We start from the raw sequence: 18,432 nt of genomic DNA on the forward strand, positions 1-18,432 counted from the left end.
GGGACTTATTTTTATTCTGACATTTCCCCTTCAATCCGTTTTATAAATTCCTCCGCAGCACTATAGCCTTGCTGGTGAAGATACCAATTATTTGCCGCCGCTTCAATCAGGCTTGCAATATCACGCCCCGGCTGAAGTTGTATTTGGATATGTGAGATCCGAACACCCATATACTCCACATATTTTGTCTCCAACTCCAACTCATTGTTCAAAGCATCATCTTCCCATTTGGTCAATTCAATATCTAATGCAATCCTTGTTTCCTCTTGGAAAGCAGCTTGTCCATAAAGACGCACGACATTTAACAAGCCAATACTGCGCAGCGCCAGAAATTCTTTGTTTTTTTCATCATGTGTTCCAATAAGCGTTTGCGGACTCAGTTTTTTCAGCAAGACGATGTCATCCGCAACCAATCGATGTCCACGACCAATCAGCGTGTGAGCCGTCTCGCTTTTCCCCAACCCGGACTTGCCGCGCAACAGAACTCCAATCCCCGATACATTGACACAAACACCGTGTATCGCTATTTCTGGAGCCATCGCCTTTACTACGTATCCATCCAATTTTGCAGTCAGCTCGCTCATCGAATCGCGCGTTCGTAACACAGGAATCTTCTCTTCCTCGCAATATTCAACCAGCCCCAACGGCTCTTCTTGCTGAGATGTAATGATGATACAAGGGGGAGCATATTGAACAATATTAGCAATCCGTAGCTTGCGCTCTTCGACTGTAAGCGTATGAAGATAATTAATTTCATTCTTCCCAAGAATTTGGACATACTCCGTTGCAATGAAATCGAATTTATCCATAAACTCCAGTCCAGGACGACGAACTTTAGATTTTTTTATAACACGCTGCAAATAGCCCTGCCCACTCAACACTTCCAGTGAGAACTTTTGGGTAATCTCTTCAATTGTCACTATTCTCATGACGGTCCCCCCTCTACTCATCCACTTGACTTTCCATTAATCAATTACGCCTCGGCGTAATTGCGTCCAGATTTTTTCGAGCTCGCTCGAAAAGCTCCTCTAAAAAATCTGTGACATCCGCCGGAGGCTTTATCTTCGTTCAGCTGGCGTTTGAACACACGATGAACAGGAACACAAAACTACATTCATCTCGCCACCTATAGAGGTGGGAGTCTTCTGCTGAATGAAGATAAATATGAAACAAGTATATCAAATAACCTCTCTACTTATTAATTTTAAAGGATGCAAAAAAATCCTTGATATCCAATTTGGCCCCTTCGTACTATTCATTTGTTCAAACCCTATAAATCTGCCGGAAATTTTGAATAAAACATATCGGATTCAAAAGCAAAGCGCATTATGTAAAGATAAAATTTACGCCTTAATCCCTAATGATTCTAACTATTTTATTTCCGCTAATAATTCAATGTTTACCTTGATTCACTATGCTATTTATACTTTTTATATACTTTTTAAAACAAATTTTTACTAACTCTAAAAGCATATATTGACACACCCATTTTTCTCTGCTAAATTAACATCTAACAATACAAATCTATGACAGAAAAAAGTACGATTAGAACCCTATTCTAGCAAGAGATAAAGCTGTAATTTCACAACTTCGACGGTTTACTACCGTTATATGGGTTACGTATGAGTAAAATTGCGAGCACAAACTCGTCCCTTCCTCGGGTCGAGTTTTTTTATTTACACAAGTCGGAAGGAGATTTACTAGTTATGAAAAATATGATTGTCGTTCTTGGCTCGCTCATTGTTGCATTTGCGTTTAACTGCTTTCTCGTGCCTTTCGGGATCTTAAGCAGCGGGATTAGCGGAATCGCTATCCTACTCGGGTTACTCACGCCCTTTAACATAGGGCTATTGAATCTTGTACTTAACATCCCTTTACTTGTTCTTGGCTACTACAAACTCGGCAAAACCATTACCATTAACACGATGATTTGTGTCGTGTCGCTTTCAGCCTTCCTCTACATAATTCCCGTCGTCGCAGTGACAGACAATATTATGTTGTCTACGGTTTTTGGTGGAGGTATTGGCGGGATTGGTGTTGGCCTTATTCTTAAATACTCAGGAACTTCCGGCGGCTTAGACATCATTGCTATTATCGTGTCCCGTACAAGCTCCTTCAGCATTGGTCTTCTTCTCACAGGAATGAATGGCATCATTGTCCTACTATCCGGATTTTTCTTTGACTGGGAACTCGCATTATATACAATGTTATCCATCTACATCACGGGTAAAATGATCGACACCATCTTCACCGATCATGTCAAATTAACGATGCAAATTGTCACCACAAAAGGTGACTTAATCCGCAACGAATTACTGGAATCCATCTATCGTGGCATTACGATTACAGAGGGGTACGGGGGCTATACGCAGGAAAAGAAAGATATTCTAATGATGGTCGTCACACGTTATGAGACGCTGAACATTAAAAAAATTGTACGAAAGTATGACGAAGATGCGTTTATTAATATTTATGAGACAGTTGAGGTCGACGGCAAGTTTCATGTGAATTAAATACCTTTACCCTTTTTAAGCTGAACTATTCGGTTTCTCCGAACAGTTCACGGCCTATCAAAAAATGCCCCATTTGAAACAACTCAAAGTTGTTTCAAATGGGGCATTATACTATCTATTAATAAGCAGTCCATCCTGCATCTGCAGTAATAACTGTACCATTCACAAAGCTCGAATCATCTGAAGCTAGGAACAACGCGACCTTCGCAATATCTTCAGGCTTACCAATGCCAGGATTAATCGCAAGTCCTGGTTGGACACGCCCCATACCAAATTGGCTAACACCTGTCATCGAAGAGCTGATATTCGTTTCAACCGCGCCTGGCGCAATCGCATTACATCGAATGCCATCCTTCGCGTACATAAAGCCTGTATTTTTTGTAAATCCAACAACCGCATGTTTAGAAGCTGTATAAGCTCCACCTGCACGCGCACCGTATAATCCGCCGGCAGAAGCGATATTAATAATGACACCTTGTTCTTTCGCCTGGAAAATCGGCAACACTTTACGCGTTGAGCGCATCACACTTGTCGTGTTAACGGCAAAAATCCGCTCCCATTTGTCATCTTCAATTTCTCCTGCTGGTTCAAAATTATCCATAATGCCTGCATTATTTACCAACACATCTACTGTGCCATATGTGCTGACAGTTGTATCAATTAAGTTTTCAATGTCCTCATTTTTACCAACATTCGCAACGACAGTCATTGCTTCGCCGCCACCCGATTTAATTTCCTCTACGACCGCATTCGCGGAATCAGCGTTAATATCAGAAACAATCACTTTTGCTCCTTGCTGTGCATAAAGAATAGCTATCGCTTTTCCCATACCTGAGCCGGCTCCTGTTACCACTGCAACTTTGTCTTGAAGTTTCATGTTAATTCCTCCTCGTCAATTTGAATACGCTTTCACTGCTATTTTAGTGAACAAGTGTTGATTATCTTTCATCTATAGTATAATCGATTTTAAAGACAACATTCAATCAGTAAAGAACAAGCCAATCGTTGATTAGTAGACAGTTTTATAATGTTTTGTCTATTTATTATAAAAAGAGGATGATTATGATGTCTGACCAATTAACCAGTGTCGATAGAAGAATTCGAAAATCTAAAGCTGCGTTGAAGGAAGCGCTCCTAACCTTAATGCGAACAAAGGATTTTAAAAAGATTTCCATCACGGATATTGTGCAACTAGCCGACCTCAATCGCGGAACATTTTATAAACATTATCAATATAAAGAAGAACTGCTGGAAGAAATAATCGATGACGTCATGAAAAATTTAACTGAATCATACCGCGCTCCTTATGAAGAGATAGGAAACTTTGATGTGAGCAAATTAACCGCTTCAGCCATTAAAATATTCCAACACGTAGCCACATACGCCAGCTTTTATACGTTACTCGGTCGGTCAAATAGTCTAACTGGGTTCCAAACCCGAATCTGCGATGAACTAACACAACTTCTCTTTCAAGATCTATCCCAATCCCATGCGCCCCTAAATTCTGACATCAATCCAAAAATGTTGGCCAGTTATCAGGCTTACGCCATCTGGGGAATGATTATTGAATGGATTGACAGTGAATTTCATTATACATCCGACTATATGGCCGAGCAATTACTGGTGATTGTTCAGCGCAATCCTTAACCATCAATTCAAGTAGAGGCAGTGATCATATGACAACAAATCTCTATATAAATAACAGTAAATTCATCGCAGGAATGACCATGAAAAATGACGCCGAACCTGAACATAACAACATGGCGCTTCATGCTTGCGAAAATTCTAAACGCATTGTGGAAAATCGCCAAAAACTAGCTATATCTTTACAATACGAGCTCGACGATTTTGTCTGTGCCAATCAAACCCATAGCGCCAATTTCCATCGCGTAACGCCGGAGGACAAAGGGCGAGGCGCGAGACAAATGGATACTGCCATCACCGATACAGACGCCCTGTATACCTACGAGCCTAACATCGTATTATGCAGCTTCACAGCCGATTGCGTACCCGTGATTTTTTACAATGAAGTGAAGGGACTCATTGGCGTCATCCATTCTGGATGGCAGGGCACCGCCAAAGAGATTACCTTGAAGCTTTTTGAGCATCTAACGCAAGCGGAGCAGTGTAATCCAAGTGATTTCCACGTCCAAATTGGCGTAGCATTAAGCCAGGAAAAATTTGAAGTAGATGAAGATGTCTATGTGAAATTCAAGAACCTTGGCTATGCGGATGAATTTATGTACCACAACGAGCAAACCCATAAATATCACATTGATAATCAACTAACTGTACAAAAGCAATGTGTGTTAGCTGGGATTCCAGCAGAACAAATTATGATGGACCGGACATGTACCTATGTAGATCCGAGTGGTTTTTCTTATCGAGAAGATAAAAAGTCTGGAAGGCATTTGAGCTTTATTGTGAGGAAAGGTGATTGACTAGCTAACGATTGATTTCATCAGCGATGCAAAATGTGCAACCGTTTTAAACTTCTTACCCAATGCTGTTATCAGAATGCACGTCATTGGGAATACGTATGTAGAGGATGAGGTTTTACATCTTTTCAATCGGGTATGCTTTCTATAGCTTATCGATCCCAAACAATGACGGTAAAAGTGGAGCAATATAAGGAGTGTTTCAGTTATGAAAGAAAAATTAATGGATATGTTGGAGGAACGAAAAGATGAAATGATTCAAATCCGTCGTTTTTTACATGAGCACCCTGAATTATCCTTCCAAGAAGAAAAAACAGCACAATATATTATCGACTTTTACAAAGGAAAAGACGTGGATGTCCAAACTAATGTCGGAAACGGTTACGGAATTATAGTAACAATCTTAGGTGGGAAACCTGGAAAGACCATTGGATTACGCGCAGATTTTGATGCGCTTCCCATTGTGGAGGAAACGCCTGTACCGTTCAAGTCGAAAAATGAAGGCGTCATGCATGCATGTGGACATGATGGTCATACAGCCTATTTATTAGTCCTTGCCGATTGTTTGATTCAACTGAAATCCGAACTATCCGGCACTATAAAAATCATTCATCAGCATGCCGAAGAGGTTCCCCCAGGCGGAGCGAAAAGTATTGTAGAATCAGGTCTTCTGGATGATCTCGATGAAGTGTATGGCATTCATTTATTACCAATCGCGCCTGCTGGAATGGTTGCCTACAATAAAGGCTATGCTTTCAATGGACGAGCATATATGAAATTAAAAATACAAGGCAGAGGTGGGCATGGATCGTCACCTCACTTGGCAAATGATGCGATTGTTGCAGGCGCTCACTTTGTAACCGCAGTTCAAACGATCATCAGTCGTAGATTAAGCCCATTTGATGTTGGCGTCATCACAATTGGTTCATTCGACGGGGCTGGTACGTTTAACGTCATTAAAGATAGCGTCGTGCTTGAAGGTGATATCCGTTATATGACGGTTGAAACAAAAGAAACGATAGAACGAGAGATAAAACGTCTTGTTAAAGGGCTTGAGACAGAGTTTGATGTCAGTTGTGAACTGACGTATGCGCCGGATTATCCGCCCCTATACAATAATCCCGAACTGACCGAAAAAGTAGCTGAAGCACTAAGAAATGCGCATATAAAAGAAATTACAGAGGTAAAAGAAGTACCACCCATGGCGCCTTCCGAGGATTTTGCTTACTATGCTGAAAAATTTCCTGCTTGTTTCTTTTATATTGCGTGTTCACCAAAAGGCGTCGAAAAACCCTATTTCAACCACCATCCCAAATTTGATATCGACGAAGATGCACTCCTCATTGCAGCAAAAGCTGTTGGACAGGTTGTTTGTAGTATGCAAGGTAGCCGATAGTTGAATAAAATAAGGTGTCTAATTCCGAAACGATTGGATATTGTTTCAGAACTAGACACCTATTTTCATTTCCAATGATTATTGGCGAGCGCTACTGTTTGAAAATGGATGGCAATGACTTGTGATGCCAGTGTTAGGCTATCTGCATCCGCTTCATACTTCGGTCGTAAATCCTTGCGAATCTCCGCTGAGGGTTGAGTATAAGCTACACCTTTTCTCGCGAGCATAATCGCCAGTTCAAATCCCTGTTGAGGTGTCTCTGTCTTTAAGCTAGGAAGCCAGTCAGTCATAAGAAAATCCTCCTTTAGTTTTCAAGATAAGTTGTATCTTAAATATAGCAAATAGATTCGCAAGAGTCCAAAAGTTATTACTTATTTAATCAATTACGCCTCGCGTAATTGCGTCCAGATTTTGAATCGAGCTTGCTCGATTAACTCCTTTCAAAATCTGTGACATCCGCTGGAGGCTTTATCTTTATTCAGCCAGCGTTTGGACACCCCCTGAACAGGAAAACAAAATCTCATTCCTCACAACACCTATTGTGGTGGGAGTCTTCTGCTGAATAAAGATAGACTTAATTTCCACTTCATGGTGTCCACTGGTCGTGGATAATGCCTACAAGTGAACGATCATCCCCAATTTTCTTAAAGACCAGACGCAAGCTGCGCCAATCCATCCCCTCAACAGCTGGGTCAATGCCATCCATATAGTAGTCAACAAAATCATGAGTGTCTTCTGGATACACTTCATTCAAATTGTAAATCATGGCGCCTTGCCCGAGGCCCTCATTCACTGTAATTTCAGCATCCTCCATGAAATCCACATCATAAACGAATTTCCCATGGTACTCGCTATATGGCATCTCAATCAGCGTGTCTGAACCAGGAAATGAACGCCATAAGTGTTTTGTGGAGTCCTTCATCAAACCTTCTAGTTCATCTCGAGAAAATATAAGATCCGTCTCCGTATTCACATTTCCATACGGCGAAAACCGAACACCTTCATTTGGATCTGCCCAAGCCGCGAGTGTGTTCAAATCACCATTCTTCAACGCCCTTATAACTGTGGTACCAGCTTCTAATACGGTTGGCGGCATTCCTTCTTCTACTTCAACTGGTTGTTCCGGTTCTGGTTCTGGTTCTGGTTCTGGTTCTGATTTTTGTTCCTGTTGTTCTTGTTCCTCTGATGGTTCAATGGGTGGTTCTGGAGTAGCCCCTGGTGTTCCATTACAGGCGACAAGTAGCAGCATTAGCAAACTTAGAACAATCCATCTAATCTGTTTAAATGAATACATGAATACCAGCCTCTTTTCCAATTAATTCATCTTTTAATTATAGCCTTGAGAATGTACTACTACATTTGCCAAGGAGGTAACGATTAGGCTTTTGAACTTCGATCATCACGCCTGTTCTTGAAGAACTAGTTGGTGAAATGTTATGATTCATCCTGATCAATGTTTATCTTACTGCTAATCAGCTCATCAACCACCTTTTCCATAAATTTCTCCTCTTCTTCGTTAAATGCACTAGGAAATAAATACGGATTAGGTTCTTGGAAAGAGCCCTCATTATTCATGAGCTGCTTCCTCGCTTCATCATCTAAAAGGGGTTCGACCATAGGCTTCATAAACGAAATCATAGCTTCGACATGGTCTAGCACTTCAGAATCATGAGGTGCTTTTCCTTCTTGAATGAATCGCTTCATTTTACTAGTCCACACGGTCATTTCCTGATCCAACTCTAGTTGCGCCGTGTATGCGTGTAACTTATTATATACCGAGCCAGTCGCATGCTCATCTATCCATTGGTTTCGTGCCTCTTTATTTTTCAAGGCATGAATGAGTATGAGCAGTGAATCAGGATCGACTGCTTTTGATTCTGAAACGGTACTTTGAACGCGAGCAATGGTCTGTAAAACCGTTTCAAGCTGTTCCTTTTTTTCTTCCAGCATATTTGCTTGAACGGCCAGTGTCTTCAAAAAATTCTGCTCAGGTTGCTTAAGATGCTCGGAAATTTCGGCCAGTGACAAATCCAAAAATTTTAGGACTACTATTTTTTGAAGCTGTGCAATGGATGCGTTGCTATACTTCCGATGTCCATGCTCTGTGTACTCCGAAGGTTTCAATAGCCCAATCTGATCGTAGTGACGCAGTGTACGCTCAGTAATTCCTGTCAGTTTTGCAAATTCTCCAATAGAGTATTCTTTCTCCATTGTTATTCACTCCCTTTCAGTTTGAACTCTATCACTTGACGTTACGTCAACCGCAAGGACTTTTTTAAATTTTGATTTTGGTCGTGTAGCAAGTGAACAAAATCCGAGTAAAGTGTCTTCCATTATTGGATACAGTTCATGTTGATAATTATAATATGTGGAAATCGAGAAAGCGAATCTGGGCCGAAATGAAAATTTCCATGACCTACGCCCGAGATTGCGTAACCTCTTCAAAGCTACTACAGCAGTAGATTTCCCATTCAAGTGAAGTTAGCCTACAATGGAAGAAATGAAAGTCTTAAGAAACGAGGAATTCATATGATGTGCGGATCGAAATGTTTCCTTGTCGAAATGGAGCTAAACGGGACAAGGGAACTCAAACAAGTCACCGCGAGAACTCCCGTCGGCGCAAGGAAAGTAATCAGGGGAGAATACGGAGCTGATGCTGACATATTATCAGTGAAAGAGGCCAAGCGGAATCATTCATAGGGCCCTTCACTTGGGGAGAAGTAACCTTCAAAAATTTCTTCCTGTACATTTACAGATGTCAGTTAGACTTAAAATAACCCTCATAAGCTTTACAAAACTTACGAGGGTTATTGTCATATATTATTACACTTCTTTAACGTCGAAAACTATCGTAAAGGTCGTTCCTTCGTTTATATTACTTTCAACTTCAATAGAAGCATTATGATAAGACAATACTTCCCGAACAATCGATAACCCTAACCCAGTTCCTTCTTTATTGCGTGCCTGATCCACCCGATAAAATCGCTCAAATATTTTTTCCAATGCTTGTTCTTCTAGTCCGATCCCAGTATCTTTAATCTTCACAATTATTCGGGATTTCTCTTCATAACATTGAACACTAATTTCCCCATACTCTTTATTGTATTTAATCGCGTTTCCGATTAAGTTTTCCCACGCATTCATCAACAACGAGCGGTCAGCATAAACAGTTACAGGCTGCAAATCAATTTTAAATTCAAGCCCTTTCTCCTCTATACGCCAAAGCATGGAACGCACAACTTGATGGAGCTGCTCATCTATCCTTACTAACTTCTTATTAATCAGGTATTTCCCTTGATCAATTGAAGTAAGGATTAGCAATTGTTTTGTTAGATTTGATAATCGTTTTGCTTCTGTTTGAATAATATTGTTATACTTTTTGCTTTCACTTGATGAAAGTTCACGATCTAGTAACTCTGAATACCCTTGAATATTTAACAATGGTGATTGAAAATCATGGGAGACATTATTCACAAACTTTTTTCTTGCTTTATCTGTATTCGCTAACTTCTGTTGCATCATACGGAAACTATCAGCGAGTTGTCCGATTTCATCTTTTCGTCTAATCATTAAGGTATACTCATAATTATGATTTGCAATTTCTTGCGTTGCACTCGTCAATTCCGATAGTGACTGGGTTAACTTTCGGGACACTAACAAAATGCCAATGATGCTACTCACAAAAACAGCAAATATAAATCCAATAATAATTAAGTGAAACTCTGTAAAGAAACTTGTGTTATTGGAACGTAAAAACAACGCATACTCTTCACCTTCAAGTTCTAGTCTCGTCCCTACAGTATTTTCTATATCATTTGTAAAATGACTCATCATTAAATAGGAATTTTTAAAGGATTTGACACCATGATACGTATTTTCCCCTTCAAATAAGGACCGCATTTGATCATTTAATTCGTTGCCATGAAACTGTTCTCCAAAAATAATCTGTTCTCCATTTTCCTTTACTAATGCAATTTGGTAACCAGAGTGACCCATTATTTTCAGAAAGTCTGAAGATGCCTGAAGGCTTATTTCATGATCTTCCATTTGAGTGGCTAATTGTTCAGCAATATCTAAGTAACGATTATTCATTTTCTCCTTTACCAAGGTAACGTAAAGGATATTTGAACAAATTAAACCAATAAAAATACTTATAGAAATAATAATCAATGTAGATAAAATAAAACGTTGTAGTAATTTCATTCTTTTACCTCAAGTCGATAGCCAAAACCGCGTATTGTAACGATTTCAATAGTCGCTTCAGCTCTTTTTAACCGTTCCCGTATTCGATTAATATGCGTATTTAATGTGAATTCTGGTTGCTCTAATGTTTCACCCCATATTTCGTCAATTAGATCCCAGCGATTTACATTTCCAACTGTCCGTTGCAATAAATATAATAAAACTTCTAGTTCTTTCATTGGCCAAATGTATTGTTGATCTCCAATTTTCAGCTCCCATGTATTCCGATCCATTTTGACATTTCCAACAACACTTTGCGCTTGATTTATTTTTTGATAGCGACGTAAAATGGCATTTACACGAAATAGTAACTCCTTCGTCTCAAAAGGCTTAACGATATAATCATCAATCCCTTGCGCAAATCCCTTTTCCTTGTCTTCAATTTGCCCTTTTGCCGTTAGCATAATAACAGGGATTTCATATTGGTTCGTGACTATGTTCGCCAATTGAAAGCCATCCATTCCAGGCATCATCACATCAATGATCGCTAAATCAAATGGTTGTTGTTGCAAAAAAGCAAGCGCTGCCTCGGCATTGCTTGCTTTTTCCACATTATATGCAGCCTGTTCTAAATGGATGGAAACTAATTGTAAAATCGCTTCATCATCGTCCACGATTAATATCGACAATTACATTTCCTCCTTGATAGACTTATTTTTTATCTTTTTCAAAAAACAAAATAAGTGAAGGTAATAACATTCCTCGTACTAAGAATGTATCAATGAGAATTCCGATTGCTACAATAAACCCAAAGATAAACAGGTCAGTAATCGGCATTGTCATTAATGCTGCAAACGTTGCTGCAAGTATTATACCAGCAGACGAAATCACCCCACCAGTATTACGTATAGCAACTTCTAAGGCATCTTTCACTTTTAGATGTTTACGCTCTTCTAAGAAACGACTCACTAGAATAATGTTGTAGTCAATACCGAGTGCTACTAAGAATACAAAGGCGTACACGGGTGCACGGGTTGAAATAGCATCATATCCAAATAAAACATCCACTAAGAAAATTCCTAATCCTAGAGCAGATACATATGAGAATAAAATCGTTGCCATCATATATATCGGCATTTTAAATGAACGCGTTAGACCTAGTAACAACACAAGAATGAGTACTGTTTCTAGAATCACAATTTTAATGATATCTTTATTATTGGTTTGTTGTTCATCGACTAATTTTGCCGTTGTACCCGCAAATGATAATTCAACTTCTTTATCATTTGATAAGCCGTACGTTGCATGATCTTCACGGAATTGTTCTAAGAAGTCAATTGCCTCTATGCTATATGGATTTTCCTTTAGGGATACTGTTATTTTACCGTATTTTCCGTCCTCTGTTAATCCAGAAGGTCTAGCAGAACCAATCAGTTCATTTTCTGAGAAATAGGTTGCAATCTCTTGTAGTTGTTCTTGCGTTAACTCATCACCAGTAACAAGTACATTCGTTTGTGCTAAATCTCCTTTATTAAACTTCTCTTCAACGATTTCAAATGCTACACGAGATGGCAAATCCGCCGGGAAGTTTTTTACTGAGTTAAATTCATAATTTAAATTGAGTACATTTGCTGCTGTTACTACTAAAAACAGTAATACCGTACCACCGACTAATCCTGGTTTCCGAATAACAAATTTTGCAATCGGTCCCCAAATACCATGTTTAACTTCTTTTGATTTCCCGAATTCAGGTACTTTCGGCCAGAATGCTTTACGTCCAAACAACGCGAATAATGCTGGTATAAGTGTTACGGAAGCAATCATAATGATGGCCAATGCCGTACCAAATATTGGCGCAAAGTTTTGATAATCACGGAAATCTGCAAAGTACAAAATAATCATAGCGGCAAATACAGAACCACCTGCAAATAAAACTGGTTTTGCTGTTGCACGCATTGCTACTTTCATGGCTTCATATTTATCTTCGTAATGGTTTAACTCCTCGCGATAACGAGAGAATACAAATAATGAGTAATCAATTACTGCTGCAAACAATAATATACTCATTATTGAAGTTGTTGAGTTATTGATTTCAAGTCCACCTGCACCAAGTAAAGCCACTGTTTGGTTGACTACTTGATAGACTACCACCGTTGCAAACAATGGAATAATTGCCAATAACGGAGAACGATAAATGACAATTAATAACACCAAAATAATTCCGATTGTCGTAAATAATAGCTTTAAGTCTGCAGATTCAAATAATTTTACTGTATCGCCTGCAATACCCGCTGGGCCAGTAATATAAAATTCCGTCTGTAACTCTGCTGCGATTTTTGTACCTAGCTCAGTAGTTTCGTCATTAATCTCTGCATAATCTGCATTTCCTAAACCTGCTTTGAGATTCATAGGGACAATCATCGTCGTTTTATCTTCTGATAAAAACGCCGGTAATGCTTGAGGAGGTAATGCTGCGAGATCTACAATCTCTTCTATTCCTTCAATATTTGCCTCTTTAATGCCGTCAATAATCGTAATAACGTCTTCTATTACCAATTCTCCATCAGCTTTGTGGAATACATAAATCCCAGGTGTTCCTTGATCATTTGGAAAATACTTATCTAGTTTATTTTGAGTAATAATTGATTGCGCTTCATCAGGCAAGGATTGGAAATTTGTTACTTTGTAATCTCCTAATTTAGGTCCTGCACTTATGCCAATCATTAAAACGAGCCAAAGTGCAACCGTTATCCAGGCACCTTTTTTTGTAGCCACCTTATCTGTTAATGCTTTTATAAAATTCATTGTTTTCCTCCCTTTCATAACTCTAACAGTATAAATTTCATATATAAACGTTATATAAATTCAAGGCCGCATCACTTTGTTATTACTTCACATTATGATCATCAAAGGGCTAATCGGAAGAAGGTGAAACGGAATCATTAATTTACCTGAAAATACAGGGAGTCTACTTATTCCAACGTTCACTTTCAAAGCTAACTAAACAAATATGAATTATAATATAATCATACTTTCATTTTCGACTTGAGGAGGAACAGTACTATGAATTTATTCGTAAAGACAGCGCGTCAAAAAGAGTGGTTACAAAAACTATATAGCAAAGAAGCTACATTCAAAAATGGAGCAGCCGAAATCGATGAGTTATCCCTCTTTCCAAAAGACAATATTCAATCGTTAGTAGATATCGGTTATACAAGCAGTACGCTTCCAACAGCGTATGGTGGTGCGGGATTGACCGTCTACGACATGGTACTACTTCAAGAAACACTTGCAAGTTTTGATGCGAACACAGCTCTTTCCATCGGCTGGAATCTCGGAGTAATCGGTGAGCTTTTCGAACAAAAACTGTGGACGGATGACAACTTAGACTTTATAGCCAAGGAAATACTGAATGGGGCGTTAATCAATCGTACGGCAAGTGAAGCGCAAACAGGAAGTCCAACGCGAGGTGGACGCCCTGGCACAACTGCTATCAAGAAAGACGGGGCCTGGGTTTTATCGGGACGCAAAATTTTTACAACCGCCTCTCCCGTTCTCACCTATTTTCTAACCTCCGCCTGGATTGAGGAGCAACAAAAGATTGGCTTCTTTCTGCTGCATAAGGATTTAGAAGGACTCACCATTGAAGAAACTTGGGATGTGATGTCCATGCGAGGTACTGCAAGCCATGATTTAGTGCTTAACAACGTCATCGTCGAAGCTTCAAAACTTGTTGAACTCCCAGCTACAGCAAGTGGCGGAAAATTGAACGCATGGCTTCTTCACATTCCAGCCTGTTATCTGGGGATTGCACAAGCCGCACGTGACTATGCCGTCCACTTCGCCAATAACCATCAACCAAACAGTCTAAACGGACCCATCAGCCAATTACCAAACGTTCAACAACTCATCGGTGAAATGGATTTGGCGTTAACACAAGCAAGACATCTGATCTATAGCGTCGCAGAAGTGTACGACGACGAATCTCGAAGAAGTCTACTTTCCAATGAGATTGGCGTCGTCAAACATACCATAACCAACTCGGCCGTGACGATTGTCGATAAAGCGATGCGAATTGTCGGCGCCAAAAGTCTACAGCACAGCAATCCTTTGCAACGTTACTACCGCGATGTCAGGGCAGGCTTGCATAATCCTCCAATGGATGACATGACCATCAAAAAGTTAGCATTGTCTGCCATTGAACAAGATCAGGACAAGAATCTTCCCTAGTAACAATCCCTTCTGGAATAAAAATACCACGTTCTAAACGCTAAAATCCGTTTAGGACGTGGTACTTTTTCTGATAAAGAACGTATTTATATTCCATGTTACACCTTTTCCACTGCACAACTTTCAAAGAGATGCTTTAGTGATTGCTACTCCAACAGCTCTTCTGGAAGCAGCGTAAATCCTTCAATGATTGTATCTTCTTCCACCTCAATCAAGATGCAGCGTTTTCCATTGACAGTAACCTGCCTCACATATCTCAAATCCTGCGGGCTAATCGCAATGTTCGCTACTTTCGTTTCAATCTTGATGGACTTAGAAGTGTAACTTGGAATGATATGGCTTGCCTGCATTTCATAGGTTTTGTCTTCAATTACCGTCTGAAATGCCCGCTCCACTTTTTCCGTGCTGACATCTTTCACACCACTTGCCTTCAGCACACGTTCCACTTCTTTCGTGTCCAGAACAGGAAGGTATTCCTCTTCCCCCTCATCTTCTACAATCAACATACTGTTGATTTCATCATAGACATTGGCAAGGGTTTTAGTATTTACCTCTTTACCTACCACTTCTTTTATGATTTCTTCAAAGACCGCTTTATCATCATCAGCGGTCATCACCTCTTCGCCGTCTAGTACATTCTCGACAAACTGGTAATCTGGCTTATTCGCTTTGCCTGCCGCATACAAAATATGATTGACGTCTGCCGCATTATCCGTGAAGACTGGGAACAAAAAACCACCGATTGGAGAAGTTAAATTGATAATCGGATCGAGCATGTCGCGCGACTTAAATTCCTTCTCATTGAAATCAAATACAAGTGACCGCTTCGGCAGCTCAGTCTGATTCATACTGCAGAGAATGAACGGGTTCTTGTACACTTCATCCGTTTTGGCTACTTCCTCTTCCTCGTGATTCCTCTTCGTCGGTTTAAAATAAGTACCGCGAATAAAAGTCACAACGATATCCTTTTCATATTGAACGTCTTGCACCATCTTTTCGGCAATGCTTTGCATATTCTCTTTCCAATCTTCTACTTCAGTCGTATGGAGCCCCTCATATAAAAGCTGTTGCGTATGGTCCGTTTGCTCCGCCTCTTGCTGTCGAAACTTCACCTCAAATAGTTTTAAACCTAGTTTTCCACCTAACACTTTTTTAAAATTGTTCAGAAACAACTCCTGCTGCTCCCTGTCCAAAAGGGAAAATGGCTGACTTTCCTCATGATAAAATTCACTGCTCTCCTGCCTAATGTACACTTTGTAAATATCAGTAATTGTCAGTAAATCCGTATCCAACTTAAATTGCTTGCGAATCGCCGCAATATCTTTCTTGTTCATCTCAATTTCAACTCCCGACTAGCATATTGAATCTAAAATTCTCGTTTTGAACGTAAAAAGAGCGTCAAAGCTTTCGTTCTGCATTTGACACTCTTTTATTATAGCAATGTTTTTGATGATGGTAGGACTACAATTTATTTTGAATACATCAATACACTCTATACAACATTACTCGCTTCTTCCGCTTGCACTCCCTTAAAATCCAATGCCTTTTTTCTAAAGTGAAAAATGACGGCCATTAAACTCGCAAGGATGAAGGTACATACTACGAGTGCCCATAGGGTAACACTGATTGGGTAGCGATCGATCAATTCGCCTGCAATTCTCGGCAGGAATGCGCCGCCTAATCCGCCCATTGCCATTAGTATGCTTGTTGTCCATTCCTCTAAACCTGTAGATGTTTCATTCACAATGAGAAGACCCATTGAGAAAACGCCGCCCATTAATAGACCCGTTAAAAATATAGAAATAAAGCTAAATGCGACAGAGGTTGAATAAGCAAACATCATAATGGTGAAAAACTGGCCAATACAGCAAATCACAAAGAGCTTGCTATAGCCTATTCTATCGATGATACCCGTCATACTGATCCGTCCAATTGTCATCGCAGCCCAAAAGACGGTGATGCTGATGGCCAATGCGGAGGCGTCTAAATCCGTTGTTTTACTCAAGATTGTCGGCAAATAGTTTGGCAATACCATTTCAGTTCCCACATACATGAAGAAAAACACCGCACCCATCGCAATAATCGGCAATTGCCTTTTAGAGTATCGTTTTCTCGCTGGTTTATTTCCGTCTTCAGCTAAAGACTTTGGCTGCTTTTTTAAAACTGGATCCAATTCTCCAAACGGAAGAAGTAGCCAGAGCAGCATAATGAACGAGGCAAACACGGCTACAAATGCAAACGAAAAATTCCATACACCTGTCACTATCAAAAAGGCAGAAATGACCGGAATCGCTAATGCGCCTACTCCGAAAAAGATTTCAACCATGACAAGTGTCTTCGCTTTTCTTTCCTTTAAATGCCCAATAATAAGAGCAGCGACAATTGTCTCAGCAATCCCTATTCCTGCCCCACCAAATGGAGCAACCACTAACATCACATCCCAATTAGGTAAGAAACTAAACACAAACTGGGAAAGAGCAAAAGTGAGTAAAGCAAGAAAAATTGTCAGTCTCCGGCCAATTCGATTGACGATAAGCGGTGCAAACATGACGCCAGCTAAAAAGCCTAAAAATTGATTCATAATCAACTGTCCGCCATCTTTATAATGAATCCCATACGCATCAACCATAGGCTCCAAAACAGTCCCAATGATAATATGACCAAACCCATTCAAACAATAAATCAGACAAGCAATCCAGACAAATTTTTTCATTTTATTCTCCTGTATCTGCATTATTTAAAAGTAGTGTGACTTTTCTAATACTACCAATGATGTCCAGTACTGTCTATATGGAGCTACAGGATTGCATTCGTACATCCACATGAAAAACCCATCACCTAATTCGATGATGGGCAAAATTAAAAGAGTTTCTCTTTTTACATATATAATTATTGTGCTGTATAGCCACCGTCGACAGTTAAGCTATTGCCAGTCATGAATGAGGAATCGTCACTTGCCATGAATAGTACTGCTTTCGCCATTTCATCTGCTTGGCCAAGACGTTTCATCGGTGTCATCGATTTTAATACTTCTTTACTTTCTTCTGGAATAATTGGTGTATCGATGAAACCTGGGCATAGTGAATTCACACGGATATTTTGTTCTGCATATTCAAGAGCAAGCGAACGTGTTAAGTTAATCACGCCACCTTTTGCTGCGTTATAAGCTGCTGAACCAGGTGAACCAACCCAACCGTACATAGATGCAGTATTCACGATTGTACCGCCGCCTGCTTTTAGCATCTCACGAATTGCTTCACGCGCCACTAGGAATACACCATCTAAATCAACATTTACTGTGTTCCGCCACTCAGAATACTCTAAGTCATGGGACGAATGAACACGTCCGATACCTGCATTATTAAACACAACATCCACTTTACCAAAAGCCTCAATTGTTTGTTTAAAGATATTAGCTACATCTTCTTCACTTGTAATATTGGCTTTTACAAATAGTGCTTCGGCATTAAGCGCTTTCAATTCTTCCTCAAAAGCTTTCCCTTTTTCTTCATTTAAATCAACAAGAACCACTTTGGCTCCTTCTGCTACAAATAAACGAGCTGTTGCTGCACCGATACCAGATGCTCCTCCAGTAATTACGGCTACTTTGTCTTGTAATTTCCCCATAATTGATCCCTCCAGTATAATAATATCCATAGCACAATTATATTTT

At 39.8% G+C, this 18,432-nt stretch carries 16 protein-coding genes; 5 read left to right on the forward strand and 11 right to left on the reverse strand.

All coding sequences use genetic code 11. From position 1 onward, the window contains the following. Positions 1–11 precede the first annotated feature (11 nt). Complete coding sequence (gene hprK, locus MKZ10_RS01600) at positions 12–929, reverse strand: HPr(Ser) kinase/phosphatase (RefSeq protein WP_342507269.1); 918 nt, start codon at positions 927–929, stop codon at positions 12–14. 777 nt (positions 930–1,706) lie between these two features. Between hprK and MKZ10_RS01605 the strand changes: the two genes are divergently transcribed. Then, positions 1,707–2,513 (forward strand): YitT family protein, encoded by an 807-nt coding sequence (locus tag MKZ10_RS01605; protein WP_342507271.1) that lies wholly within the window; start codon positions 1,707–1,709, stop codon positions 2,511–2,513. A gap of 118 nt (positions 2,514–2,631) precedes the next feature. Here the strand turns inward: MKZ10_RS01605 and MKZ10_RS01610 are convergent, their stop codons facing one another. After that, positions 2,632–3,390, reverse strand: a complete 759-nt coding sequence (locus tag MKZ10_RS01610) for an SDR family oxidoreductase (RefSeq protein ID WP_342507273.1) — start codon at positions 3,388–3,390, stop codon at positions 2,632–2,634. 185 nt (positions 3,391–3,575) lie between these two features. On the opposite strand from MKZ10_RS01610, the gene MKZ10_RS01615 reads away from it, so the two are divergent. The 3 genes from MKZ10_RS01615 to MKZ10_RS01625 all read left to right on the forward strand — a co-directional run bounded on the left by MKZ10_RS01615 (position 3,576) and on the right by MKZ10_RS01625 (position 6,347). Next, positions 3,576–4,160: a TetR/AcrR family transcriptional regulator gene (locus MKZ10_RS01615; protein WP_342507276.1), complete on the forward strand. Its 585-nt coding sequence runs from the start codon at positions 3,576–3,578 to the stop codon at positions 4,158–4,160. Positions 4,161–4,189: 29 nt separating this feature from the next. After that, entirely contained in the window at positions 4,190–4,954 is a 765-nt protein-coding gene (pgeF, locus tag MKZ10_RS01620; protein ID WP_342507278.1) for a peptidoglycan editing factor PgeF, read from the forward strand. Positions 4,955–5,159: 205 nt separating this feature from the next. Further along, positions 5,160–6,347 (forward strand): amidohydrolase, encoded by a 1,188-nt coding sequence (locus MKZ10_RS01625; protein ID WP_342507280.1) that lies wholly within the window; start codon positions 5,160–5,162, stop codon positions 6,345–6,347. A 65-nt stretch (positions 6,348–6,412) separates the two neighbouring features. Here the strand turns inward: MKZ10_RS01625 and MKZ10_RS01630 are convergent, their stop codons facing one another. From MKZ10_RS01630 to MKZ10_RS01655, 6 genes are all read right to left on the reverse strand, one after another. Continuing rightward, positions 6,413–6,637 carry a hexameric tyrosine-coordinated heme protein gene (locus MKZ10_RS01630; RefSeq protein WP_342507283.1) on the reverse strand — a complete coding sequence of 75 codons (225 nt, stop codon included), beginning with the start codon at positions 6,635–6,637 and terminating at the stop codon, positions 6,413–6,415. Between the two features lie 296 nt (positions 6,638–6,933). Further along, the gene (locus MKZ10_RS01635; protein WP_342507285.1) at positions 6,934–7,641 is read right to left on the reverse strand and encodes a hypothetical protein; all 708 of its coding nucleotides are present in this window, start codon (positions 7,639–7,641) and stop codon (positions 6,934–6,936) included. Between the two features lie 140 nt (positions 7,642–7,781). Beyond that, positions 7,782–8,558, reverse strand: coding sequence for a MerR family transcriptional regulator (locus MKZ10_RS01640; protein WP_342507287.1), 777 nt, complete (start codon positions 8,556–8,558; stop codon positions 7,782–7,784). A 612-nt stretch (positions 8,559–9,170) separates the two neighbouring features. Beyond that, positions 9,171–10,550, reverse strand: a complete 1,380-nt coding sequence (locus MKZ10_RS01645) for a HAMP domain-containing sensor histidine kinase (RefSeq protein ID WP_342507289.1) — start codon at positions 10,548–10,550, stop codon at positions 9,171–9,173. Continuing rightward, entirely contained in the window at positions 10,547–11,218 is a 672-nt protein-coding gene (locus MKZ10_RS01650) for a response regulator transcription factor (RefSeq protein WP_342507291.1), read from the reverse strand. The genes MKZ10_RS01645 and MKZ10_RS01650 overlap by 4 nt, the downstream gene beginning before the upstream one ends. A gap of 22 nt (positions 11,219–11,240) precedes the next feature. After that, the gene (locus tag MKZ10_RS01655; protein ID WP_342507293.1) at positions 11,241–13,334 is read right to left on the reverse strand and encodes an MMPL family transporter; all 2,094 of its coding nucleotides are present in this window, start codon (positions 13,332–13,334) and stop codon (positions 11,241–11,243) included. Between the two features lie 258 nt (positions 13,335–13,592). On the opposite strand from MKZ10_RS01655, the gene MKZ10_RS01660 reads away from it, so the two are divergent. Beyond that, entirely contained in the window at positions 13,593–14,759 is a 1,167-nt protein-coding gene (locus MKZ10_RS01660) for an acyl-CoA dehydrogenase family protein (RefSeq protein WP_342507295.1), read from the forward strand. A 146-nt stretch (positions 14,760–14,905) separates the two neighbouring features. Here the strand turns inward: MKZ10_RS01660 and MKZ10_RS01665 are convergent, their stop codons facing one another. The 3 genes from MKZ10_RS01665 to MKZ10_RS01675 all read right to left on the reverse strand — a co-directional run bounded on the left by MKZ10_RS01665 (position 14,906) and on the right by MKZ10_RS01675 (position 18,386). Next, entirely contained in the window at positions 14,906–16,093 is a 1,188-nt protein-coding gene (locus MKZ10_RS01665) for a DUF4317 domain-containing protein (RefSeq protein ID WP_342507296.1), read from the reverse strand. A gap of 158 nt (positions 16,094–16,251) precedes the next feature. Further along, positions 16,252–17,472, reverse strand: a complete 1,221-nt coding sequence (locus MKZ10_RS01670; protein WP_342507299.1) for an MFS transporter — start codon at positions 17,470–17,472, stop codon at positions 16,252–16,254. Positions 17,473–17,648: 176 nt separating this feature from the next. Continuing rightward, positions 17,649–18,386, reverse strand: a complete 738-nt coding sequence (locus MKZ10_RS01675) for an SDR family NAD(P)-dependent oxidoreductase (RefSeq protein ID WP_342507301.1) — start codon at positions 18,384–18,386, stop codon at positions 17,649–17,651. Positions 18,387–18,432: the final 46 nt, after the last annotated feature.

The sequence above is a fragment of the Sporosarcina sp. FSL K6-2383 genome (assembly GCF_038618305.1).
Taxonomy (GTDB): Bacteria; Bacillota; Bacilli; order Bacillales_A; family Planococcaceae; genus Sporosarcina.